Source organism: Streptomyces sp. NPDC097617 (assembly GCF_044761485.1).
Taxonomy (GTDB): Bacteria; Actinomycetota; Actinomycetes; order Streptomycetales; family Streptomycetaceae; genus Streptomyces.
On the sequence record NZ_JBIWCL010000014.1, the window covers coordinates 187155 to 209990 of the forward strand.

General features: G+C 72.0%; 19 protein-coding genes. 10 read left to right on the forward strand and 9 right to left on the reverse strand.

Annotated features, from left to right (window positions below; all coding sequences use genetic code 11):
• Positions 1–125 precede the first annotated feature (125 nt).
• A complete protein-coding gene (locus ACIQZO_RS23075; protein ID WP_403628972.1) occupies positions 126–695 on the forward strand; it encodes a helix-turn-helix domain-containing protein in 570 nt (189 codons plus the stop codon).
• Here the strand turns inward: ACIQZO_RS23075 and ACIQZO_RS23080 are convergent.
• Both ACIQZO_RS23080 and ACIQZO_RS23085 read right to left on the reverse strand, forming a co-directional pair.
• Complete coding sequence (locus ACIQZO_RS23080; protein WP_403628976.1) at positions 679–4569, reverse strand: helix-turn-helix domain-containing protein; 3891 nt, start codon at positions 4567–4569, stop codon at positions 679–681. The two genes, ACIQZO_RS23075 and ACIQZO_RS23080, sit on opposite strands and share 17 nt — an antisense overlap.
• A 150-nt stretch (positions 4570–4719) precedes the next feature.
• On the reverse strand, positions 4720–5082 hold the full coding sequence (locus ACIQZO_RS23085) for a hypothetical protein (RefSeq protein WP_403628979.1): 363 nt from the start codon (positions 5080–5082) through the stop codon (positions 4720–4722).
• A 252-nt stretch (positions 5083–5334) separates the two neighbouring features.
• Here ACIQZO_RS23085 and ACIQZO_RS23090 point away from each other — a divergent pair, with 252 nt between their 5' ends.
• The 3 genes from ACIQZO_RS23090 to ACIQZO_RS23100 all read left to right on the forward strand — a co-directional run bounded on the left by ACIQZO_RS23090 (position 5335) and on the right by ACIQZO_RS23100 (position 8355).
• A complete protein-coding gene (locus ACIQZO_RS23090; RefSeq protein ID WP_403628982.1) occupies positions 5335–5886 on the forward strand; it encodes a DM13 domain-containing protein in 552 nt (183 codons plus the stop codon).
• Positions 5887–6082: 196 nt separating this feature from the next.
• Positions 6083–7261, forward strand: a complete 1179-nt coding sequence (locus tag ACIQZO_RS23095; RefSeq protein WP_403628984.1) for a nitrous oxide reductase family maturation protein NosD — start codon at positions 6083–6085, stop codon at positions 7259–7261.
• Positions 7262–7296: 35 nt separating this feature from the next.
• The gene (locus ACIQZO_RS23100) at positions 7297–8355 is read left to right on the forward strand and encodes a methyltransferase (RefSeq protein WP_403628986.1); all 1059 of its coding nucleotides are present in this window, start codon (positions 7297–7299) and stop codon (positions 8353–8355) included.
• A 126-nt stretch (positions 8356–8481) separates the two neighbouring features.
• On the opposite strand, the gene ACIQZO_RS23105 is transcribed toward ACIQZO_RS23100, so the two are convergent.
• Complete coding sequence (locus ACIQZO_RS23105) at positions 8482–8733, reverse strand: acyl carrier protein (RefSeq protein WP_030388264.1); 252 nt, start codon at positions 8731–8733, stop codon at positions 8482–8484.
• A gap of 14 nt (positions 8734–8747) precedes the next feature.
• Positions 8748–9923: a SchA/CurD-like domain-containing protein gene (locus tag ACIQZO_RS23110; RefSeq protein ID WP_403628990.1), complete on the reverse strand. Its 1176-nt coding sequence runs from the start codon at positions 9921–9923 to the stop codon at positions 8748–8750.
• 148 nt (positions 9924–10071) lie between these two features.
• On the opposite strand from ACIQZO_RS23110, the gene ACIQZO_RS23115 reads away from it, so the two are divergent.
• On the forward strand, positions 10072–11763 hold the full coding sequence (locus ACIQZO_RS23115) for an FAD-dependent oxidoreductase (protein WP_403628992.1): 1692 nt from the start codon (positions 10072–10074) through the stop codon (positions 11761–11763).
• A 68-nt stretch (positions 11764–11831) separates the two neighbouring features.
• Here ACIQZO_RS23115 and ACIQZO_RS23120 read toward each other — a convergent pair whose 3' ends face one another.
• The 3 genes from ACIQZO_RS23120 to ACIQZO_RS23130 all read right to left on the reverse strand — a co-directional run bounded on the left by ACIQZO_RS23120 (position 11832) and on the right by ACIQZO_RS23130 (position 16061).
• A complete protein-coding gene (locus ACIQZO_RS23120) occupies positions 11832–12446 on the reverse strand; it encodes a TetR/AcrR family transcriptional regulator (RefSeq protein ID WP_403628994.1) in 615 nt (204 codons plus the stop codon).
• A 132-nt stretch (positions 12447–12578) separates the two neighbouring features.
• Positions 12579–14648 carry a discoidin domain-containing protein gene (locus ACIQZO_RS23125; protein ID WP_403628996.1) on the reverse strand — a complete coding sequence of 690 codons (2070 nt, stop codon included), beginning with the start codon at positions 14646–14648 and terminating at the stop codon, positions 12579–12581.
• A gap of 207 nt (positions 14649–14855) precedes the next feature.
• The gene (locus ACIQZO_RS23130) at positions 14856–16061 is read right to left on the reverse strand and encodes a serine hydrolase domain-containing protein (RefSeq protein ID WP_403629041.1); all 1206 of its coding nucleotides are present in this window, start codon (positions 16059–16061) and stop codon (positions 14856–14858) included.
• A gap of 202 nt (positions 16062–16263) precedes the next feature.
• Between ACIQZO_RS23130 and ACIQZO_RS23135 the strand changes: the two genes are divergently transcribed.
• Positions 16264–17076 (forward strand): helix-turn-helix transcriptional regulator, encoded by an 813-nt coding sequence (locus tag ACIQZO_RS23135; protein WP_403628998.1) that lies wholly within the window; start codon positions 16264–16266, stop codon positions 17074–17076.
• Here the strand turns inward: ACIQZO_RS23135 and ACIQZO_RS23140 are convergent.
• Positions 17071–18651 carry a monooxygenase gene (locus ACIQZO_RS23140; RefSeq protein WP_403629000.1) on the reverse strand — a complete coding sequence of 527 codons (1581 nt, stop codon included), beginning with the start codon at positions 18649–18651 and terminating at the stop codon, positions 17071–17073. The two genes, ACIQZO_RS23135 and ACIQZO_RS23140, sit on opposite strands and share 6 nt — an antisense overlap.
• A gap of 64 nt (positions 18652–18715) precedes the next feature.
• Here ACIQZO_RS23140 and ACIQZO_RS23145 point away from each other — a divergent pair, with 64 nt between their 5' ends.
• Both ACIQZO_RS23145 and ACIQZO_RS23150 read left to right on the forward strand, forming a co-directional pair.
• A complete protein-coding gene (locus ACIQZO_RS23145; RefSeq protein ID WP_403629002.1) occupies positions 18716–19420 on the forward strand; it encodes a TetR/AcrR family transcriptional regulator in 705 nt (234 codons plus the stop codon).
• On the forward strand, positions 19413–19778 hold the full coding sequence (locus tag ACIQZO_RS23150) for a zinc ribbon domain-containing protein YjdM (RefSeq protein ID WP_403629005.1): 366 nt from the start codon (positions 19413–19415) through the stop codon (positions 19776–19778). Before ACIQZO_RS23145 ends, ACIQZO_RS23150 begins: the two co-directional genes overlap by 8 nt.
• 148 nt (positions 19779–19926) lie before the next feature.
• On the opposite strand, the gene ACIQZO_RS23155 is transcribed toward ACIQZO_RS23150, so the two are convergent.
• Positions 19927–20898, reverse strand: a complete 972-nt coding sequence (locus ACIQZO_RS23155) for a ScbA/BarX family gamma-butyrolactone biosynthesis protein (protein WP_403629007.1) — start codon at positions 20896–20898, stop codon at positions 19927–19929.
• Positions 20899–20999: 101 nt separating this feature from the next.
• Here ACIQZO_RS23155 and ACIQZO_RS23160 point away from each other — a divergent pair, with 101 nt between their 5' ends.
• Both ACIQZO_RS23160 and ACIQZO_RS23165 read left to right on the forward strand, forming a co-directional pair.
• Positions 21000–21677, forward strand: coding sequence for a ScbR family autoregulator-binding transcription factor (locus ACIQZO_RS23160; RefSeq protein WP_403629010.1), 678 nt, complete (start codon positions 21000–21002; stop codon positions 21675–21677).
• Complete coding sequence (locus ACIQZO_RS23165) at positions 21674–22630, forward strand: NAD-dependent epimerase/dehydratase family protein (RefSeq protein ID WP_403629012.1); 957 nt, start codon at positions 21674–21676, stop codon at positions 22628–22630. The genes ACIQZO_RS23160 and ACIQZO_RS23165 overlap by 4 nt, the downstream gene beginning before the upstream one ends.
• The last annotated feature ends 206 nt before the right edge of the window (positions 22631–22836 follow it).

Sequence of the window (22836 nt, forward strand, 5' to 3'; positions counted from 1 at the left end):
TTCATTCCGGACGCGTTGATAAGTGAGGTCAATAATTGACCACGCTTATGACGGGAGTGTTGCGGCAGTGCGAAACCTGCCGCGGCCCCCCGGTGCCACATGCCCGATGAGGTACGTTCACCTGCGTGTCTCGCCCCGAACCCACGCCCGAAGCGATCGAGGTCGGACGGGTGATCCGCGGCTGCCGCAAACAGCGCGGCGTCTCCATGGCCGTACTCGCCACCCGATCGGGCCTCTCCCAGCCCTTCCTCAGCCAGCTGGAACGCGGACTCGCCACGCCCAGCCTCAGCTCGATCTACCGGATCGCCGAGGCCCTGGACGTCACCCCGGGCACCTTCCTGCGGCCGCCCGACCGGCCCGGCGCCGTCAGCCACGAGAGCGACCCCCAGGTCATCCGGGTCGAGGAGGCCGCGGGCCAGATCGCCCACGTGCTCATCCCCGGCGGGCGCAGCACCCTGATGGAGGCCTACGAGCACCACTTCGAGCCCGGCCGCGGCGAGCGCTGCTGGTTCGAACACCCCGGCGAGGACTTCCTCTACGTCCTGGAGGGCGAGATCGTCCTGGAGGTCGAGGGCGAGGAACCACTGACCCTGCGCGCGGGCCAGAGCGCCCACCACCGCGGCGAACTCCCGCACCGCTGCCGCCTGTCGGGCCCGGCCGCCGCCCGCACCCTGCTCGTCATCGCGAACGCCTGACCCCGAGGGACGGACCCCCGTCCCCTCCCTCGGGGCCCGAGGCGTCCCGCAGCCGGCCGATGGCCGCCAGCCGCGCCCCGACATCCAGGTCCCACAGCCGCACGGTGCCGTCCGTACTGCTGCTGGCCACCGTCCGCCCGTCCGGGGCGAACACGACTCCCCACACCGCATTCGCGTGACCCGACAGCACGGCCACCGTCCGGCGCCCGGCCACGTCCCACAGCCGGACCGTGCGGTCGTTGCCGCTGCTGGCGAGCGTCCGGCCGTCGGGGGAGAAGGCGATCCCGCGCGCCGAGCCCGTGTGCCCGGCCAGCTCCGCCTCGAAGCGGTGCCGCCGCGCGTCCCACAGTCGTACATTCCCGTCGTTGCCGCTGCTCGCCAGCTCCCGCCCGTCCGGGCTGAAGGCCACACCGCGCACCGCACCCCGGTGGCCGGTCAGGACGGTCAGCGGACGGCGCTCCGCCACGTCCCACAGCCGGACCGTCAGATCGTCCCCGGCGCTCGCCAGTGTCCGCCCGTCGGGGCTGAACACCACGTCGTTGGCGAAGTCCGTATGCCCGGCGAGGACGGCGAGCGGACGGCGCCCCGCGACGTCCCACAGCCGAACGGCGCCGTCCGAACCGGCCGAGGCCAGCGTCCGGCCGTCCGGGGAGAAGGCCACCGCGAACACGGTGCCGCCCTGGCCGGTGAGTTCGGCGGACCGGCCGCGGGCCGCGGTGTCCCAGAGCCGGATGGTGCCGTCCGAACCGGCCGAGGCCAGGGTCCGCCCGTCGGGGGAGAAGGCCACCGAGAACACCGTCTCGCTGTGCCCCTCGAACGTGGCCACGACCCGGCGCCCCGCGACGTCCCACAGCCGTACCGCGTGATCGGCCTCCGCGGTCGCCAGCCACTTCCCGTCGGGGCTGTACGCGGCGTGCCAGATCTCCGTGAACGGCCGTGAGGTCAGCGCCGCGCCCCGCAGGTCCCACAGCACCACCGACTGGTCGAAGCCGGCGGTGGCCAGCACCGAGCCACCGCTGTCCACCGCCACCCCGAGGACGTAGTCGGTGTGCCCGGCGAGCGTCGCCGTCGCCCGGCCCCCGGCCACGTCCCACAGCCGGGTCGTGCCGTCGCCGCCCGCGCTGACGACCGTCGTCCCGTCCGGCGTGTAGGCGACACCGTTGACGTCGTCGCTGTGCCCGGTCAGCGTGGCCGTCGTCCGGCGGCCCGCCACGTCCCACAGCCGTACGGTGCGGTCGACGCCCCCGGTGGCGACCGTACGGCCGTCCGGGGCGAAGGCGGCGCCCAGCACCTCGTCGCTGTGGCCGGTGAGGACGGCCAGCGCACTCGCCTCCACCGGATCCCACAGCCGTACGGTCCGGTCGGCGCCGGCCGACACCAGCGTCCGGCCGTCCGCGGCGTACGCCAGGGCGTTGACCCGCCCGGTGTGCCCGGTGAGTGACCCGAGGGCCCTGTGGTCCCCGCCGGTGTCCCACAACCCGATCGTCCCGTCGGCGCCGGCGACGGCCAGGCTCCGCCCGTCGGGCGCGAAGGCCACGGCCCGGGCGCCCGCCGTACTCGCGGGCAGGGACGCCCCGCCGCCACCGGCGGCAATGTCCCAGAGCCGGGCCGGGCCGTCCGTCGAAGTGGCCGCGAGCGACTTGCCGTCGGGGCTGAAGGCCACCGCGCGCACCCGGCCGGGCAGGGTGAAGGTCGCGATCGTCCGGCGGTCGGCCACCCGCCGCAGGATCACCGTCCCGTCGGAACCGGCCGTCGCCAGCACGCCGTTGCCCGGGGCGAAGGCCACCGCGTTGACCGGTCCGCCGTGCCCGCCCAGGCGGGCGATGAAGGGCTGGGCCTGGGTGCTCAGCAGGGCGCCGCGCGCCTCGCTCGTCGCGGAGGTCCGGTACGCCTGCCCGGCGAGCAGCATCGAGGCCTCGGGCTGGCCCGCGGCCAGCGCCGCGGACTGCAGGGCGAGCGCCCGCGACCGCGCGACGCGCTCCTGGCCCACGGCGCCCGCGCGCTGCTGGTAGGCGAGGCCCCCGCCGGCCACGGCGAGGACCAGCAGGACGACGAGCGTGGCCAGCATCCACTGCCGCAGCCGCACCTGGCGCCCGGTCTGGCGCTCACGGCTGTCGTGCGCCTCCTGGCTCGCCCGCAGGAAGGCGGCCTCCAGGGGGCCGAGCCGGCTCCGGCCGTCGTGCTCGTCGGCCCAGGCCCGGGCGGTGTCCAGCCGGGTCCCGCGGTGCAGTGCCGACGGATCGCGGCCCTCGCGCTCCCATTCCGAGGCGGCGTGGGCCAGTTGCTGGTGGATCAGGAGGCCGGCCCGGTCCGCGCGGATCCAGCCGCGCAGCCGCGGCCAGGCGTGCAGCAGGGCCTCGTGGGTGATCTCGACGCTGTCGCTGTCCATGGTGATCAGGCGGGCCCGGACGAAGGTGTCGAGCGCGGCCGCGGCGGGCCCGGCGTCGGCCAGTTGCTCCATCAGAACGGTCCGGCTCATCCGGCGCCGGGTGGCCCCCGTACCGTCGGCGACGTGCACCAGCCGCACCAGGACCCGCCGGAGCGTGTTCTGCTCGGCCGGGTACAGACGGGTGAACACCTCCTCGGCGGTACGGGCGATCGCCCCCTGGATGCCGCCGGTCCGCTCGTACCCGGCGACGGTCAGGGTCGCGCCCTCGCGCTGGCCCCACGTCGCCAGCAGAGCGTGGGAGACCAGCGGCAGCACCCCGGAGGCGGTCCGGTCGCCCGGGTCGTCGCGCAGGCCGACATCGCGCAGCAGCAGCGGGAACAGGCCCGGTTCGAGGGTGAGGCCGGCGAGTTCGGCCGGGCGGGTGATCGATTCCCGCAGCTCCGCCAGGGACATCGGGGGCAGGACGAACAGCCCTCCGGTGAAGACCGGGGCCAGTTCCGGCAGGTCCAGGCAGTTGCCGGAGAAGTCGGCCCGTACGCCGAGCACCACGACGGCGGGGTCGAGACCGTTCTGTGCGGGACCGCCCCGCTCGAGGCCGTCCGGCTCGGGGCGCGCCGCCGCCAGCGCGCAGAGCACCCGGACGAACGCGCGCCGCTCGTCCTCGTCGCAGCAGAGGGTGAACAGCTCCTCGAACTGGTCGACGAGCAGCACCGGACGCGGGGGAGGGGGCGTCCGGTCCGGGCCGTCCGCAGGGGGACGGCCGGCGAGCCGCCGGACGGCCTCGAGCAGCGCGTCCGGCCGGTCCCGCAGCTCGTCCGCGGTGAGCCCCGGATCGCCGCCGAGGACCTTCGCGGCGCAGTCCAGCAGCTCCTCCAGCGGATGCGCGGTGGGCGTGAACCGCAGTACCGGCCAGGTGTCGGAGCCCGGCATCGGGAAGCCGCCGCGCCGCAGCGCCGGTACGAGACCGGCGTTCAGCAGGGAGGACTTGCCCGCGCCCGACGGGGCGAGGAGCATCAGCGGCCCGCTGCCGATCCGCTCGAAGACCCGTTCGGTCAGCTCGGCCGTCGCCCGCTCCCGCCCGAAGAACCACCTGGCCTCCCGCGCGGTGAAGGCGGGCAGGCCGCGGTAGGGGCACTCGCCGTCCGCCTGCTGCTCGGTGCGCACACCGGCGTCGCCCGGTCGGCCCCCGTCACCGTCGTTGCCGCGCGGACCCGTTTCCCGGACCATCCGCAGAAGTTCACCGCCCGCCCGCAGTACGTCGTCGCAGCGCCGCGCGACGTCGACGGTGACGCGCTTCGAGCCGGTCTCGATCTTGCTGAGGTAGCCCTTGCTGTAGTGCGTCTGCCGTGCGAGGTCCGCGAGGGACAGGCCGCGTTGCACCCGCAGACGTCTCAGCTGAGCGGGAAAGGGCATCGCGGCGTCGTCGGACTCGTGCTGGTGACCGGTCTTGCGCCGGTGGTCCGGATCCCCCAAGACATCCCCCATGGCCATACGTGCCCAGGCTGCGGTTCGGCAGTGTCCAGGCTACAGCGGGGGTGGGGTGGACGGCCGCGCATTCAGGCCGATATGACCAGCACACGAGCTCGTGGAGCCACCCCTCCGGGGGCTCCACGAGCTGCCGTGACAAGGGTGTCGCTAGGGGTTGAGCCGGACCGAGTTGACGGGCGTGAGGTTGGCGTACACACCGGTACTTGCGGCGATGGGGCTGCCGCAGCCCGAGCCTCCGGAGCCTGTGCACAGATTTGCGGTCGCACCGCCGTACTGGTTGTTGAGCACCCAGTGGTTCCCGTACTGGTTGCTCAGGTTGTGTGCCCCGTAGGAGTAGAAGACGTGCGTCGGCTTGACGGCCGGGTTCTGGTTCTGAGGGTAGATGCAGACGGCCCCGTCCGGGCATCCGGCCCACGCGTCGGCCGGCTTCGCCTCGACCGTGCCGCTGAGCGCGATCACGGCGACGACGGCGGTGGCGAGCGCGGCGGCGCCGCGGAACATCTTGCGCATGATTTCCCCTTGAGGTGCTTGCCTCGTGCTGACGTGAATCAGCCTGCCCCGGCCTCGCACGGGGGTCGACGGGTTGCCCGTTGCCCAGCCGGTACGCGCCCGGGAAACCACCCGCCACCAGGGCGGACGCCGAGCAGTGGGCAACGCCCCGGTCCGGACGTAAGACTTTCGTCATCGGAGCGGGCATGGCGCACGGCGGGGCGACCGCGTTGAATCGGCGAGGACACCACGAGTGGGGAAGAGGGATCGGCAGTGACAGGGACAAGGCGACGCGGACGACTGTGGGCCGGAGCGGCGATCGTGGCGGCGGTGGTGCTGGCGGCGGGGCTGTACTGGCTGCAGCCGTGGAAGCTGTGGCAGGACGAGACCGTTCGCGAGGCCCTCCCGGTCGTCGTCGCGCCGTCGGGCAGCGGCGCGCCCTCGGCGGTACCGGGCGGCGCCCCGGCGGCCCCGGTGACGGTCGCCCGCGGGACGCTCATCAGTCACGAGCACAGCACCACGGGCGAGGTGGAGCTCATCCGGCTGCCCGACGGGTCCCACACGCTGCGCCTGACGAACCTCGACACCAGCAACGGCCCTGATCTGCGGGTGTGGCTGACCGATGCCCCGGTGAAGGAGGGCGTGGCGGGCTGGCGCGTCTTCGACGACGGCAAGTACGCGAGCCTCGGCAAGCTCAAGGGCAACAAGGGGGACCAGAACTACCCGGTTCCCGCCGACGTGAAGGTGGCCGATTTCAGCAGCGTCACCATCTGGTGCGACCGCTTCGACGTCTCCTTCGGCGCGGCGAGCCTCGCCGGCGTGTGACGGGTCCGCGGGGTCCGTCCGGGCCGGGCGACACGCCGTGGGGCCGGAGCTGATCGGGCGTCACCCCGTTCGGCCGTCGCCCGGAGTACGACTATCCACTCCTCCGGACGTCAAAATGCGGCCATTTGCCCACAGGATGTATCCAACCGCTCATACAGTGTGGCGACAGGTCGTAATCGCCCATAACTTCGGCATCGTGACGAACCGACAAATCAAGTCCCTCACGTGCATCGCAGTCGTCATGGCAGCAGGTCTCGGGGTGCTCGCGCCCTCCGCCTCCGCCGCCGGCCGCCGCGTGCTCCCGGGCGACTCGATCCAGGAAGCGGTGAACTTCGCCAGACCGGGCGACACCATCACCGTGATGCCCGGCACCTACTACGAGAACGTGCTGATCACCAAGAGCGTGACCCTGCGGGGTTTCGGCAGCCGGACGGTGATCAAGCCGCCGGTCGCAGCCACCACACCGGTCACGCCCGTCGCCCCCGGGGCCACCGGTGCCCCGGGCACCACGCCCGCGGCGCCGTCGGCACCCGGAGCGTCGGGGGCGCCGGTGGCCCCCGGGGCCGCGGCGGCGACCGGACGGGCGCTCACCTGCTCGCAGGCCGACACCGGTATCTGCGTCATGGGAACGGCCGAGCGGCCCGTCGTCGACGTGAACATCCGGTCGCTGACGGTCTCGGGGTTCAAGCGCAACGGCATCTGGGCCTCCTACACCGACCGGCTGAGCGTCCAGCGGGTGATCGCCGAGAAGAACGGCACCTGGGGCATCGCCCAGGAGAGGTCCACCCGAGGGCTCTTCCGCGACAACACCGCGCGGGACAACGCCGAGTCGGGCCTCTTCATCGCCAACACCGTCGACCGCGAGGGCGGAGCCACCGACACCCTGGGCGCCGTGGTCCGCAGGAACACGCTGACCGGCAACCGCATCGGCGTCACGGTCAGGCGGGTCCGCAACCTGTCGGTCTACGGCAACACCGTCACCGGCAACTGCGGCGGCATCTTCGTCGTCGGCGACGAGGGTGAGCCCGGCGCCGGAGACCTGACCATCCGCGGCAACCGGATCCACGAGAACAACAAGTTCTGCAAGGGCAACAGCCGCCTCCCCGACATCCAGGGCGTCGGCATCGTCCTCACCGGGGCGGAGGAGACGATCGTGCGTTCGAACTCCATCCGCGGCAACGTCGGAGCGTCGCCGCTGTCGGGCGGAATCCTGCTGTTCAAGAGCTTCGTTGGCGCGACGAACACCGACAACGTCATCCAGGACAACGTGGTGAGGGACAACAAGCCGGCGGACCTGGCCAACCAGGGCACCGGAACGGGCAACCGGTTCCTCAACAACCGGTGCGGAACCTCCGTACCGGCCGGGATGTGCTGACGCGTGACCCCCCTGATCAGCGAAATCGAGGCCTCATGACCACGGTAAGCCCCACCTCCACGCCCATCCCCGCCCCCCAGCACACCCCCCAGCCGGCCATGCGCATGCGCGAGCTCGTCTTCGGCGCCGCCTGCGCGGCCGCCGTACGGGCGGCGGCCCGCCTGGGAGTCGCCGACGCCCTCGGGGAGTCGCCCGCCACCGCGGCCGAGCTCGCGACCGCGGTGAACGCCGAACAGCTGCCCCTGCAACGCCTGCTCCGCGCCCTGTCTTGCTACGGGATCTTCGCGGAGACGGAGGACGGGCGGTTCGTCCACACCGAGATGTCGCACCTGCTGCGGGAGGACGACCCGCACAGCCTGCGCTACATCGCCCTGTGGTGCACCGAGCCCTGGACCTGGCAGGCCTGGCCGCGGCTCGACGACGCCGTCCGGTCCGGCGACAGCGTCTTCCAGGAGCTGTACGGCAAGGGGTTCTTCGACTACCTGCACCAGGACGCGCACGAGTCGGCCCACGTGTTCAACCGGGCCATGACCACCTCCAGCATGCAGTCGGCGCTGGACGTCGCGGAGCTCCTCGACCTCACCGGGATCTCGGTCGTCGCCGACATCGGCGGCGGCCAGGGACACGTCCTGGCGAGCCTGCTGGAGAAGCACCCGACGGTACGGGGCGTCCTGCTCGACCTGCCGGGCGTGGCGGCCAAGGCGGACCCCCGGCTGCGGGAGGGCGGTCAGCTCGCCGCACGGGCCGACATCGTTCCCGGGGACTGCCGAGAGGCCATCCCGGTCGACGCCGACATGTACATCATCAAGAACATCCTGGAATGGGACGACGAGAGCACCCGCCGGACCCTGCGCAACGTCGTCGACGCGGCCCGTCCCGGATCCAGGGTCGTCATCATCGAGAACCTGGTCGACGACACCCCGTCGATGAAGTTCACCACGGCCATGGACCTGCTGCTGCTGCTCAACGTCGGCGGCGCGAAGCACACCAAGGCCAGCCTCTGCGCCCGTATGCAGGACGCCGGGCTGGTGATCGGCGAGATCCGGCCGGTCAACGCGTACCTGCACGCGTTCGAGTGCACCGTGCCCGCGTGACGCCGTCCGGCATAGGACGGCCGGCAGGGCGGTGGGCCCGCACACGCCTCGAGACCGGCACGGAGCCGGTCTCGGGGACGTGTCGGGTGCGCCCGGTACGGCCGGTGCGCCCGGTGCGCGCCGGCCTCAGGCCGCCAGGGCGTTGTTGACGAGGTCGAGGAACTCGCGCGGCGACTTGCACCGGTCCGCGTCGGCCGGCAGTGGACGGCTGTGCCGGTTCTCGAGTTCACCGACGATGCCGAGGAGTCCCAGGGAGTCGAGCCCCCACTCGTCGAAGCCCGAGTCGGGGCGGCTCGCCATCGCCGCGGGGTCGACGGTCACGCCGGCCCCCTTCTTCATCAGGGCGGCCAGTTCTTCCATGGTCAGTCGAGCGGTCATGACGGGACAACTCCTCAGGCTTGGACCGGCGTGCGCCGGTCGGTGATCAGGCGCATTTCAGAGCGCGCGAGGAAGCGTGAGATCTCCTGGTCGGTGGTGGGGACGCCGTCCTTGGCGCTGTCGAGCAGCCTGGCGAGCACAGCCGCCTTGTGGCCGCCCTCGACGCCGAGGGCCAGAGCGGGGCGCGCGTCGAGCGGGCCGCGCAGGTCGAGGAGCCGCACGACGATGTCGTCGCGCTGGAAGACGGTGCTGCCCTCGATGGGGCTCGTCGGGTCGTCCACGGCCGCCTCGTCCTGCCCGGCCAGCAGACGGGCGAGCGCCATGCCGCACCCGTCCTTCGCGGGGTAGAAGAGGGCGTGCCGCCGGACGTCCGCGCTCGCGCGGCCACCCGCCGCCACATGGTGCACCGCCGGGAGCGCCGCCCGGGTGAAGAACATCCGGGCCGATCCGGGGTCGCTGAGGTCCCGGTCCTGCTCCAGGTACGGGTTGATGGCCTCCTCCAGCGCCTGCACCTCGGGCTGCTGGGCCACGTGGCGCAGCGCCGCGAGGAGATCGCCCTCCACCTCGACCGCCCGCACGACCCGGTTGCCGTGCATGAACAGCGAGGTGCGGCGCAGCCGGGTCGTGTCGTCGACCCGGGCCTGCGGGGAGGTGTACCCGGCCAGCAGCTCCGCCACCACGGGCTCGCTGCCCGGCTTGACGGTGAAGGTGAGCGCGTGGCGGACCACGCCGTCCCCGCGCCGCGGAGCCACCTGGAGATGCCCTGGGGCCCGGCCGGCGACGCCCGGGGAGGCGGAGGGGAAGGCCGAGAGCGGGACGGTGACGGAGGGGGATTCGGACCCCGGGCCCTTGCCGGTCTCCCGCAGCACACTGAAGCGCAGCGAGCGGGTGTCCCGTACGCAGCCGTGCAGCGGCTGCACCGACGCGACGTGTTCCTCGCTGTTGACCCAGGCCAAGAACCGCGGCGCGCTCTCCCACTCACTGGTGATGAGCCACTGCGACGGATTCTCGATCGACTGGCACAACTCGTCGCTGATGTGTCCGGGGACGGAGGACACCTGCTTGCGGAGATGCTCGTACACCTCCAGAAACTGGTTCTGCGCACCGTCGTACAGATCCAGCAGCAGCACGACCCGAAGCCTCGAGCCGTCGAAGGCGGACTGGGATATCCGTTCCGACAAGGTTGTCATCGTTCACACTCCTTCGAGACCACACGGTCGCCACAGGGCGGCGCCACCCGAACCCGATCGTTGTCCCGTAATCCCTGCGGCGCGAGAGGAGAGAACCAACCGGGTGAACGCGCGAGGGAACCGGCCTCGTACAGGGCATGGAAGAGCCATGAAGGAAAACGTCGACCACCACGTCCCGGTCCTCATCGTGGGCGGCTCGCTGGTGGGTCTGTGCACCTCGCTCTTCCTCGGCCGGCACGGCATCAAGCACATGCTGGTCGAGAAGCACGCGGGTACCTCGATGCACCCACGCGGACGCGGTATCAACGTTCGGACGATGGAGCTGTTCCGGGTCGCCGACGTCGAGGACCGGATCCGGGAGGCCGCCTCGGTCCTGGCGGACAACCACGGCATCCTCCAGGGCGGCTCGCTGACCGGAGACGATCAGGAGTGGCTCTTCGAGGAGATCGACCCGGGCGGCGCGCTCGCGCGCTTCAGCCCGTCGTCCTGGTGCCTGTGCAGCCAGAACGACATCGAGCCGGTCCTGATGTCCGTAACCCCCTCGCTCGGGGCCGACCTGCGGTTCTCCACCGAACTCCTCTCCTTCGACCAGGACCCGGGCGGGGTCACCGCGATCGTGAAGAACCGGGACACCGGGGAGCACAGCACGGTGCGCGCGGACTACCTCGTCGCCGCCGACGGGCCGCGCAGCCCGGTCCGCGAGGAGCTCCGGATCGGCCAGAGCGGCTCCGGTGACCTGTTCCACAACGTGAGCATCACCTTCCGGTCCCGGATGCTCCCCCACGTGGTCGGTGACCGGCGCTTCATCGTTTGCTACCTGACCAAGCCCGAAGCCGACGGGGCCCTGCTGCCGGTCGACAACGACGAGCGGTGGGTCTTCCACGCGCCCTGGCACCCGGACCGGGGCGAGACACTGGAGGACTTCACCGACGAGCGCTGCGCCGAGCACATCCGCCGGGCCGTCGGCGCACCCGACCTGGACGTCGAGATCACCGGGAAGGCCCCGTGGCACGCGGCCGAGCGGGTCGCCGAGCGGTACGGGGCCGGCCGGGTCTTCCTGGCCGGCGACGCCGCCCACGAGATGTCCCCCACCGGGGCCTTCGGCTCCAACACCGGCATCCAGGACGCCCACAACCTCGCCTGGAAGCTCGCCGCGGTGCTCAGCGGTTCGGCCGGGCCGGGGCTCCTGGAGACCTACGAGGCCGAGCGGCTGCCGGTGGCCCGGGCGACGAGCGAGCGGGCCTCGGCCCGCTCCGCGGAGCACAGCCACCCGGGGTACGAGCCCGACCCCGAGATCCCTCCCGCGGGCGACCCCGGGGCCGAGGCCGCGCCGCGCGGTGGCGGTGGCGGTGGCGGTGGCCGGCAGGGCGGTGTCCTCTCCGTGGCCATGGGCTACCGCTACAACCGGGGCGCGGTCCTGGGAACCGACCCGGACCAGCCCGTGGTGCCGGAGCGGATGCGGCTCGGCGGCGAGCCGGGCAGCCGCGCACCGCACATGTGGCTCTGCGGGCCGGGGGAGCCGGAGCCGAAGTCCACGGTGGACCTCTACGAGCAATCCTTCGTCCTGCTCAGCTCCGAGGACACGCCGTGGCGCGCCGCGGCCCGGTCCGTCGCGGAACAACTGGGCCTGCCGCTGGACGCGTACGCGATCGGCGCCGGACCGGAGGCCGACCTGATCCCCGCGAACGGCGGCGACTGGACCGAGGTGCACGGCACGACCCCGCAGGGCGCGGTCCTCGTCCGCCCGGACGGCTTCGTTGCCTGGCGCTCACCGCAGGCCGTGGCCGACCCCGAGGCGGTCCTCCACGAGGTCCTGACCACCCTGTTGCACCGCGCCTGACACCACGCCGGAGGGCGCCGCCCCGTGGATCGCTCCACGCGGCGGCGCCCTTCGCCTTCGAGGCAGGATCAGGCTATGGCTGGATCTGATCCCTCGTCGACGAGGCCGGTGACGTGGTCGGTGATCATGTCGAGGATGTCCGCCGCGATCCTGTCGTCGCCCAGGACGAGGTGGTGCAGCGTGAGCCCGTCGGTCATCGCGGCCAAATAGCGGGCCAGCGCGGTCACGGGGACGCGGAGTTCGAAGGCCATGTGGTGGCGGAGCTGTTCGATCAGCTCGGTGTAGGTGTCGCAGTACCGCTCGTACTGGCGGCGCGCCAGGTGCTCGAAGCCCGGTCGGCGCAGGGCGTACTGGGTGAGTTCGTACGTCAGCATGTGCTCGCCGGGGTGGGCGGACACGTGGTCCCAGTAGGCCTGGAAGCCCGCCCGGATCGTCTCCCGGAGGGTGGCCTTCGGCTGGATCGCCTCCCTGACCAGGGTCACGCTGTGATCGGTGATGGCCGCGATGACGGATTCGAGCAGCGCCTGCTTGGAGTCGAAGCAGTAGTGGAAGACGCTCAGGGACACTCCCGCCTCGGCGGAGATCGACCTGGTCGTCGTCGCGGCGACGCCGTCGCGGGTCATGGCGCGGATCGCGGCTTCGGTCAGCTGTCTGCGCCGCTCGGCCGAGGGCATCCGTGCCATGGGCGTTCCTTTCGGTCGTGCTGTGCGGTGTGCGGTGTGCGTGGATCCGTGGGCGGGGCAGGGGAAGGCGGCCGGGGCCGGCCGGATCCGCAGATCCGGCCGGCCCCGGCCCGTGTGCTCCCCTCGGCGGTGTCAGCCGCTGTAGACACCGACCTCGTGGAGCGAGTAACCCCACTGGGTGGCGCGCTGGAGCCCCTGGACGCGGACGTAGCGCGCCGGCACCCCGGAGAAGCGGGCCGTGTCCAGTCCGCCGTCACTGGCCGTCGTGGACCAGACGGTCTGCCAGTTCGTGTCGTCCGTGGAGACCTCGATGCGGTACGCCTTCCCGTACGCGGCCTCCCAGTCGAGGGTGATGCGCCCCACCCGGTTCGCGGACCCGAGGTCGATGCGCAGCCACTGGTTGTCGTTCCACTCGCTCGCCCAGCGCGAGCCCGAGTCCCCGTCCACGGCCCGGCCGGGGGAGAAGTTCACGAAGGGGTTCCACCACTCCGCGCTCGACGCCGACGCCGAGGAGCCGGCGGCGAGGTTCACCCCGGACTTGTGCTTCTCGGAGTTGCCCCAGGTGGTCAGGTAGGACTCGGCGCCCTTGAAGAGGTCGTCCACCACGCCCTGGCCGCCGACGAGGCGGATGTCCTCGATCCAGTCGGGGACCAGGCCGTAGTGCGCGGCGCCGTCGGTGTTGAGGTCCCACGTGCGCGAACCGGTGGTCTGCTTGTCGATGACGGAGCCGCCGTCGGTGCTGCGGAACGGGTAGCGCACCGGGTTGGGGGTGTCGGCCCCGCGCGGTCCGGGCCAGCCGCCGACGCCGTTCATGTCGGTGCCGTACCCGTAGCCGACGTTGTACTTGTCGCGCAGCGCGTCCGTCCGCTTCGCCTCGGCGCTGAAGCCCTCGGCGCCGCTCATGTACGAGGCGATGAAACCGCCGAGCTTGTAGACCCGCTCGGTCCAGTCCATGTCCATCCAGCTGTGCGAGGAGATCACACCCGGGTACGACTCGGACTCCAGGATGTCGAAGGCCCGGCCCGCGGCCTTCACGCTCATGTGGTCGACCTCGAGCATCATCTTGCGTTTCATCATGCCGCGCACCGCGTACTCACCGAGTTCCGTGAGCCCGCGCGTATTGCACTGGGCGTCGCCGGCGTAGGACGGCAGGGCCACCCCCGCGGGGAGTTTGCTCTGCGCCGAGGGCGCGGCCGCCAGCCCGATGGGGTTGTCGTGCTGCGGGCCGGTGCACTTCTCCGTCTTCCAGAAGGTCCCGGTCGACAGGAACTGGCCCACATTGATGGCCGTACCGAGGGCGCCCTCGTCGAAGCGCACCCCGCACAGGGCGTTGTCGAACTTGTGGCACAGGAACATGCTGCGCACGCCGAGCCGGTACAGCTCGTCCAGGCCGCGGTCGATGTCCTGCTTGCTGCACTGGGAGATGTCCAGGATCTGCTTGCAGCCGAAGGGCTCGGAGGTCTCGACCCCGAGGACCACGGCCAGCTTGCCCTGCTGGACGACGTCGCGGGCCTGCGCGGAGTCGGTGACGATCCGGAACCAGCCCTTGCCCGGCCCGCCGTACATCTTGTCGATGTAGGCCTGCATGTCGTACGTCTTCTGGGCTTCGAGCCGGATGGCGGTCATCTCGTCGCAGCCGCGGTCCTTGAAGAAGTAGACCGAGCAGATGACCCCGTTGGTGACGAGGTCGTTCACGAGCACCCGCTGGCCGCCGCGCCAGGCCCGCTCGACCCAGGCGTAGTAGTTCTGCTGGTGGGTCAGCGAGTCGTGGGCGGGCCAGTCCTTGAAGGTCGGCCAGCCGTTGGGGTCGTGCTTGCCGTCTCCGCCCTTGGTGATGAAGTCGAAGATGGCGAGCGTGCCGTCGGGGTAGTGCTCGGGGCAGTCCTTGAGCGCGTCGGCCACCCCCGCCTCGGAGAACGGCTTGCCGCAGATGAGGCGGCCGCCGAAGCCCTCGTTGGACATCAGGTGGTCGTGCGCGTCGACGAAGCCCCGGACCCGTCCCTGGGAGTCGGTCCCCTTGAAGGGCTCGCCCGTGACGTTGATGTCGGAGTCGGGTGCGGGGCGCGCGACCGGGTTCCACCAGCCGGGATCGGCGGCGGAAGCGGGTACGGGGCCGAGCACCATGGCCACCACGGCGAGGAGCAATGACAGGACCGCCAGGGGAGGCCTACGCCTGTGGTGCGTGTGTCGAGAAATGGTCATCACTCACGTCTTAGGTCAGCCGGATGGCGCGGTCGAGGAGCCGGATCCGTCGGGGGTCCATGACAAGCCACGGCCACAGGCGTGGCTTGTCATGGACCTCGCAACGGTGGGACGAGAATCGCGACTGCCATCGACGGAGTCAATAGTCCGGGACAGATGACCTGATGATTCGTCAGACGGGGTTCTCTCGGCCCCCGCCCCGTGACGTCAGCGGGAGTTGTGTTCCGGCAGGTCCATCTCGGCCGGGGCGATGCCGAACCCGCGCGCCGTGGCCTTCGGGGCCGGCTTCCCGCAGAAGGCGGCTTCCAGGGTGCCGCCGAGGGCGGTGTTGGCCTGCCCCCGGTTCGAGGTGTTCGCCATCGCGGCGAGGCTGCGGCGCCCGTCGCGGGTGGAGAAGGCGTAGGTGTAGAAGCCCTGCACGGTGCCCGTGTGCCCGTAGACCGAGGTGCCGCACGACAGGTCGTAGCGGCGCAGGCCGAGCCCGTAGAACCGGGTGTTCGTGGTGTCGGTGGGGGTCACGGTGAGCATGGCGTCCAGCAGGCCGGCGGGCAGCAGCCGGCCGCCGAGCAGCGCGGACGTGAAGGTGTTCAGGTCGGCCGGGTTGGAGATGACCGCCCCCGCGGACTGGGCCCACGACACCGTCTGCTCGGTGGAGTCGACCAGCGGGGAACCCTCCTCGTCGGGGTGGAGGTAGCCGTTCGCGTGCAGCCCGCTGATCTGCGTGGCGGGGTGCACGTAGGAGGTGTTGCGCAGCTTCAGCGGCTTGAAGATGCGCCGCTCGTACTGCTTGGCCACGGTGCTGCCCGTGGCCTTCTCGATGAGCATGCCGAGGACGACGAAGTTGGTGTTCGAGTACGCGTACGCCGCGCCGGGCTGGTTCGTCCGCGGCTCGGCGAGCGAGAGGTTCACCAGCTCCTGGTAGCTGAACACCCGGTTGCGCACGGACTCGAAGCCCGGCACGGTGTGCTCGAACATGGCATTGGTGTAGTCCGACAGCCCACTGCGGTGGCTCAGCAGGTGACGCACCGTGATCCGGTCGTCGGGGAGCAGGCCGGGCAGGTACCGGTTGACGGAGGCGTCCAGTTCGATCTTGCCCTCGTCCACCAGCTGCAGCAGGACGACGGAGGTGAACGTCTTGGTGACGCTCCCGATCCGGAAGCGGGCCTGCGCGTCCATCGCCGAGCCCGTGACCTTGTCGCGGACGCCCACCGTACGGACGCTGACCCCGCCGGGGCTGCTGAAACGGGCCATGGCGCCCGGCGCTCCGGCCGTGGTCGTGTTGCGCAACGCCTGGGACAGTGCTTCGAGGTCCGGGGTGGTCGGGGCGGCCTGGGCGGCCTGGGCGGTGGTCGCCGGCGCCACGGCGGCCATCACCGCCAGCAGGGCTGCGCCGAGGGCCAGGCGTCGGTTCATGGGCTGGGGCACGATGCTCCTCCGGTGGGGGCGGGGTCGGGTCGTTCGGTTGCGAACGGGTCGATCGGGTCGATCAGGTCGTTCGGTCGGTCGATCCCGAGCGTACGCAAGATCATCGGACCGGACGGGTGACGCGGGGATCGGGAACGCGCCAATCGGGAAGGGCAGTTCGGCCACCGGGCGCCGCCTTTAACCTGAAGGTGTGACCAGCACCGATCTCGGAGACTTCCTGCGCGCCCGGCGCGCACACCTGCGGCCCGGCGACGTGGGACTCGTCTCCTACGGGCGCCGCCGCGTGGCGGGGCTGCGCCGCGAGGAGGTCGCCGTTCTGGCCGGAATGAACAGCGACTACTACGCCCGGCTGGAACAGGGACGCGAGCGCGGCCCCTCCCCGCAGGTCCTCGACGCGATCAGCGGCGCCCTGCGCATGGACGAGGCCGCGCGGGAACACCTGTTCAGGCTGGCGGGTACGGCGCCCGAGGGTGACCGGCCGCAGCCGCGGGAGGCGGTCGGGGCCCGGCTGAGGCACCTGCTGGACGGGTACACGGAGGCCCCGGCCTTCGTCCTGAACCCCGCCACCGACCTGCTGGCGGCCAACGCGACGGCCGACGCCCTGTTCTCCCCCTTCGCGCAGCGGGACAACCTCGCCCGGATGACCTTCCTCGACCCCGCGGCCGGGCGGTTCTTCGTACACCGCGACCGTGCGGCCGAGGCGGTGGTGGCCGGCCTGCGCCACGCGAGCGGCCTCGACCCGCACTACCCGCGCCTGCGCGAGCTGGTACGTGAACTCACGGCGGCCAGCACGGACTTCACTGCCCTGTGGTCCGCGCACACCGTCCGGGGCAAGACCTACGCCGCCAAAGAGCTCGACCACCCCGGCGTCGGCCCGCTCTCGCTCACCTTCCAGTCCTTCGACGTGCGCGGGGCGCCGGGCCAGCAGCTGGTCGTCTACCACGCCGAACCGGGCAGCCCGAGCGCCCGCGCCCTCGCCCTTCTCTCCCGCGGCGGGTCATGAACCCCCGGTGACCGGTCCGCCGACGGCGCCGGGTACGGCTCGGGCTGCGGCCGGCGCCGCCCATGCGCCGAGGGCCGCGTCGCGACCGGCGTGCCGCAGGCCGGCGTCGTCGCTCCGGGTGGCCCAGGCGATGTGCCCGTCGGGGCGGACCAGGACCTCGCGCACGCCGCCGAGTTCCGGGTGCTCCTCATGGGAGCGGGCCGTGACGGCGGTGAGGTGCGGGCGCCGGACGCAGGCCTCGTACGGCTGCGGGTACGGGTCCCGCGCACCGGCGAGGCGGAGCAGGAGGAAGCCGCCCCGGTGCAGGAGCTCGTAGACCCGGGTCGCGTCCGAGCCGGTGGCGCTCAGCGCGATGTCGGGCATCCTGCGGCCGACCAGGGGGTCGGCGCCGGGGGCGGTGGCCGGGTAGGCGGTGCCGAGTGCGGAGACCTGCTCGGCGAGCCGGCGGTTGACCTCGGGGATCCTCAGCAGTTCCTCGAAGAGCCCGCGCAGCGCGGCGGCCGGCCGGCGATAGCGGTCCACGAGCGGCAGTTCCGCCAGCAGCGTCTGCACCTCGGTGTTCTCGGTGACGGCCCGGCCGACGGGGTGGCGCTCGGCGTGATAGGTGTCGAGGAGGCCGGGCGGGGCCCAGCCGTTCACCTCCGCGGCGAGTTTCCAGCCGAGATTCATGGCGTCCTGGAGCCCGGTGTTGAGGCCCTGGCCCGCGGCCGGGAAGTGGATGTGAGCGGCGTCGCCGGCCAGGAGGACGCGGCCGGAGCGGTAGGCCGCCGCCAGCCGGGTGGCATTGCCGAAGCGCGAGAGCCAGCGCGGCCGGTCGACCCCGAAGTCGGAGCCGCAGATGCGCGCCAGCGCCCCGCGGAACTCCTCCAGGGTCACCGGCTCCCGCGCCGGCGTCCGCATCCGCTCCGGGTCGATGTACACGAAGCGGGTGAGCCCGCCCTCCAGGGGGACGGCGAGTATGCCCGCCTCGCGCGCGGCGGCCAGGTCGTCGGGGCCGGCGGTGACGGTGGCGAAGTCCCCGAGCACCCCGGTCAGGGTCTCGTCCGTGCCCGGGAAGTCGATTCGGGCCGCCTCCCGGACGGCGCTGCGCCCGCCGTCGCATCCCACCAGGTACGCGCAGCGACGGGTGCGCGCAGTCCCGCCCGGCCCGTCCCGCGGCCCGAGCACCTCCGCCTCGACCCCGTCCTCGCCCTGCCGCAGGCCGGTGAGCGTGTGCCCGCGGTGTATCTCCACGCCCAGCTCGTGCGCGCGCTGCGCCAGCAGGGCCTCGGTACGCGCCTGGGCCAGGAACAAGGTGTGAGCCTGACGGCTGTCCAGCGCGGAGAAGTCCAGCGGGGTGTCGAGGGCGGCGAAGTGCCAGCCGGGCACGGTCCGGCCGAGCCCGAGGAAGCGCGGGGAGAGGCCACGCAGGTCCATCAGTTCCAGGCTGCGCGGATGCAGGGTCAGCGCCCGGGAGTCCTGCTGGGGCTCGGTGTGCCGCTCGAGGACCAGGGTCCGTACGCCGGCCAGTGCCAGCTCGCAGGCGAGCAGCAGCCCGGTCGGCCCCGCGCCCACGACGATCACGTCGGTATCCATCGGTGATGCCTCCCACAATTAGTGAACAGCGTTCACGTGAACGCTGTTCACTATAGTGAGGGCCATGAGCTCCCCGTCAACCCCCGCCCGGGGCCGCCCGGCCCGCCTCGACCGCACCCGGACGGTCGACACGGCCCTGCGGCTCCTCGACGAGGTCGGCCTCGACGCGCTGACCATGCGTCGCCTCGCCGACGCGATGGGCGTCCAGGCGGGCGCGCTGTACCGGTACTTCGCGACCAAGGGCGACCTGCTGACCGCGATGGCGGAATGCATGCTGGCCGACCTCGCGGCGACGAAGGCCGACGGCGACTGGAGCGAGCAGCTGTCCTCGCTCGCCCGCGGCATGCGCACGGCCCTGCTCGCCCGCCGGGACGGCGCGCGGGTCTACGCCGGCACCCATGCGACCGGGCCCCACACCCTCGGCTTCGCCGAGGCGGTCATCGGCGTGCTGCGTACCGCGGGCTTCGGCGAGCAGGACGCGGCGCGCACGCTCATGGCGCTGGCCCACCTGACCCTCGGCCACACGCTGGAGGAGCAGGCCGTGCTCCAGTCGTCCGAGGGCGACGGGGCGGCGGATCCCGAGCGCCTGCGCCTCGCGGCCGATCCCGAGCGGTACCCACAGCTCGCCGCCGTGCTGCCCACGCTCACGAGCGAGGACTTCGCGGCGCACTTCGAGTTCGGGCTGTCCCTGCTCGTACAGGGGCTCAAGGCCCTGGATCGGGCGCCGACCTGCGGCGATGGCCCTGAAATATACTGTCGGGGTGACTGAGAACCCCTTGCCTCCCTGCCCCGAATGCGCGGGCGCGTACACCTACGAGATGGGAGCGCTCCTGGTCTGCCCCGAGTGCGGGCACGAGTGGCCGCACGGCTCCGGCGGGGCCGGCGCGTCCGCCGGCGCCGCCGAGGAGCGGGTGATCAAGGACTCGGTGGGCAATGTGCTGGCCGACGGCGACACCGTGACGGTGGTCAAGGGCCTGAAGGTCAAGGGCAGCCCGAGCGGGATCAAGGCGGGCACCAAGGTGCGCAACATCCGCCTGGTGGCGGGTGTCGACGGCCATGACATCGACTGCAGGATCGAGGGCTTCGGTGCCATGCAGCTGAAGTCCAGCGTGGTCAGGAAGGTCTGACCGGCGGCGGTGGCCGCGAACGAAGGAAGGCGCCTGTCGGGTACGGACCCGATCGGGCGCCTTCGTTCGTTCTTCCGGAGGGGTGGAGCCGATCCGGCGGGGGGCTCATGAGCCGGCGCGCTCATGAGCCGAGCGCCTCACCGAACGGTCAGGGTGCGACGGGGACGCGCACGTGCGCGGGCGCCGTGGCGTTGATCGTCGCGGTGGCGATGAAGACGACCTCGCCGTTCTGGCTGGCGACCACACGGACGGGATGGCGGTGCGGCGTGGTCGGTTCGCCGGCGGAGGGGGTCGTCTCGATCCAGCAGGGCGAGGTCAGCTCCGCGTAGCGGAAGAAGCGGATCTCCATGTCGGTCAGGACTCCCCGTCGGGGGAAGGCGGAGCGGTACGCGGCCTGACGCACGGCTTCCAGGAGCAGCATGCCGGGGGCGTGGTCGACGGGGTGGTCGAAGAGGATCGGGTGGTTGACGTCGGCCCGGAGCTGGGCGCGCCGCGTGGAGCTGGTGGGGGAGAGGACCACGTCGTGGAAGCGGTCGCGGCCCACGCGGCGGGGTGTCAGCGGGGGCGGGAGCGGGATGGTGCGGGCGGCCACCTCGGTGAGGTCGGCGTTCCTGCCGCGCAGGCGCTGGTAGACGGCCTCCGGCTGGTTGGTGAAGCCGGCCTCGGCGGTGCCCAGGAGCTGTCCGTCGCGCGTCGCGGTCACGTGCATGGTGAGACCTGCGAGTCTTCGGCCGCGCCGCGAGATGGCGGAGCAGCGGATGTGCAGGACGATATCGGCCGGAGTCGAACCTACGTCGAGCGCCTCGGGGTTGGTCGAGTAGCTGAAGGTGTCCCAGATCTGGCGGTGGCCGAAGGGGACTTCGTAGGCGACGTGGCTCAGGAGTGGGATGGCTTGGCGCACCGACTCGGCGAGGAGCAGGGGATCGTGATGACCGCCGTCGGGCGTGTAGAAGCTGTGGGTGCGGGGCCATTGGGCGGTGACGACGTACTCGTCGGGCGCGGCGGTGCGCCACCCGGTGAGCAGGACTTCCGAGTGTGCGCTCTTGTGTACGTACTCCCGCGGTAAGGCGCTGCTGAGCGCGGCGATGGGTGAGGCGGAGTGTTCGGTTGACACAGTCATGGTTGAGCCCCCCTGGACGTCGGACATGAGCTGGTGCTTGTTCGGCGCAGGTCCTAAAATAAAGGATGTTCGTTTTTTTTGTCGAGGCTAGTTAGGTGCTCATGTCAGAACGGAAGCAGCAACGCGCGCCCCAACTCAGGGCAGTTCAGACCAAAGCGGCCATCCTGCGTGCCGCGGCCGAGGTCTTCGACGAGTTCGGCTTCAGCGGCGCCAGCATCAGCAAGATCATGAAGCGCGCGGACGTCACGCAGGGTGGGATGTACTTCCACTTCAGCTCGAAGGAGGAGCTCGCGTACGCCGTCATGGTCGGCCAGGGCGAAGGCCTGGAGTTCCCCGTCGGCGAGGACGGCCTCCAGCACCTGGTGGACATCACGCTCTACCTCGCCGAGCAGCTCCGGCACAATCCGGTGCTCCGCGCCGGCGTACGACTGGCCGTGGAGCAGGGCGAGTTCGGCCTGCGCGACGACGTCGCCTACCAGGCGTGGGTCCTGGAGTTCCGCCAGCAGCTGCGCTTCGCCCGGGCCAAGGGCGAACTCCAGCCGGACGTCGACGACCACGAACTGGCCTGGGTGCTGGTCAGCTCCTTCACCGGGGCGCAGCTCTTCTCCCAGGCGTCCACCGGGCGAGCGGACCTGCCGCAGCGGATCGCCTCGCTGTGGCGCTACCTGCTGCCCGCCGTGGCGGCCGACGCCGTCCGCGGCGGCCTGCGCCTGTCGCTGCCGTCCGGCGGGCAGATGTCGAAGAACGAAGCGAAGACGGAGTCGGGGAAGCGGGCTTGAGCACCCGCCGGGTCGTGGTCACCGGAGCGACCGGCTTCGTGGGGTCGGCGGTACTGCGCCGACTGGCCGCGCAGGACCGGCGGGCCGTGGTGCGCGCGACATCGCGCAGGCCGCCCGTCGAGGACCCGTACGGGGTGCGCTGGGTGGACGCGGACCTGGCCGACGTACGGTCCCTGCGCGGGGTGTGCGAGGGCGCGGACGTCCTGCTGTCACTGGCCTCCTACATCGGGCCGGACGCCGACCGGTGCGCCGCGGTCAACTCTGCCGGTACCGCGGCCCTGGTGGCCGAGGCGCGACGGGCCGGAGTGGGCCGGATCGTCCACCTGTCGACCTGCGCCGTCTACGGGCCGGGACCGCACCGGGGGCAGGACGCCGGTGAGCTGACGCCCGCCCCGGTTTCGCCGGCCAGCACGGGCAGGCTGGCGGGCGAGGGGTCGGTGCTCGACGCCGGGGGACTGGTGCTGCGCGCGGGGCTGGTGCTCGGAAGGGGCGACCGCTGGGCCGTACCGGCCCTCGTCGACGCCTACCGGCGGGTACCGGCGGGCTGGGGCGGAGGGGAGGGGCTGGCCTCCTTCGTCGACGTCGACGACCTGGCACGGCTCATCGTGGCCTTCGCCCTCGGCGACGGCGCCGCGGCCGACACCACAGGTGTGCTGCACGCCCACCACCCGGAGCCGGTGCGCAACCGGGACCTCATGGACGCGCTCGCCGAGCACCGGGTGCTGCCGCCGAGGCCCGACGCCGACTGGCCGTGGCGCAGATGCCTGGACGCGCTGGCCGCGACCCCGGGCTGGGTGAGCGAACGTCAGTTCACGCTGCTGGCCCAGGACCACTGGTACCGCGCGGACACGGCCTGGGCGCGCGCCGGGATCCTGCCGGGGCCCGGCCCTCTGAGCCGAATCGGCGCGGCGGCGGGGTGGTACCGGGAGCGGGGCGGGGTCGCCCCGGGGTGACGGCGATCTGCCAAAGCCGCGGCGGATGGGGCGTGGACGGGCTGTGTCGGGCGGGGCGGCGGGTAGCGTCCGGAGCACAGCCGGTCACCCCCTGAAGGAGTGGAAATGCCCGATCTTTCGAACATCGTCAAGGCGTATGACGTGCGTGGTGTCGTGCCGGATGAGTGGGACGAGTCCTTGGCGGAGTTGTTCGGTGGCGCGTTCGT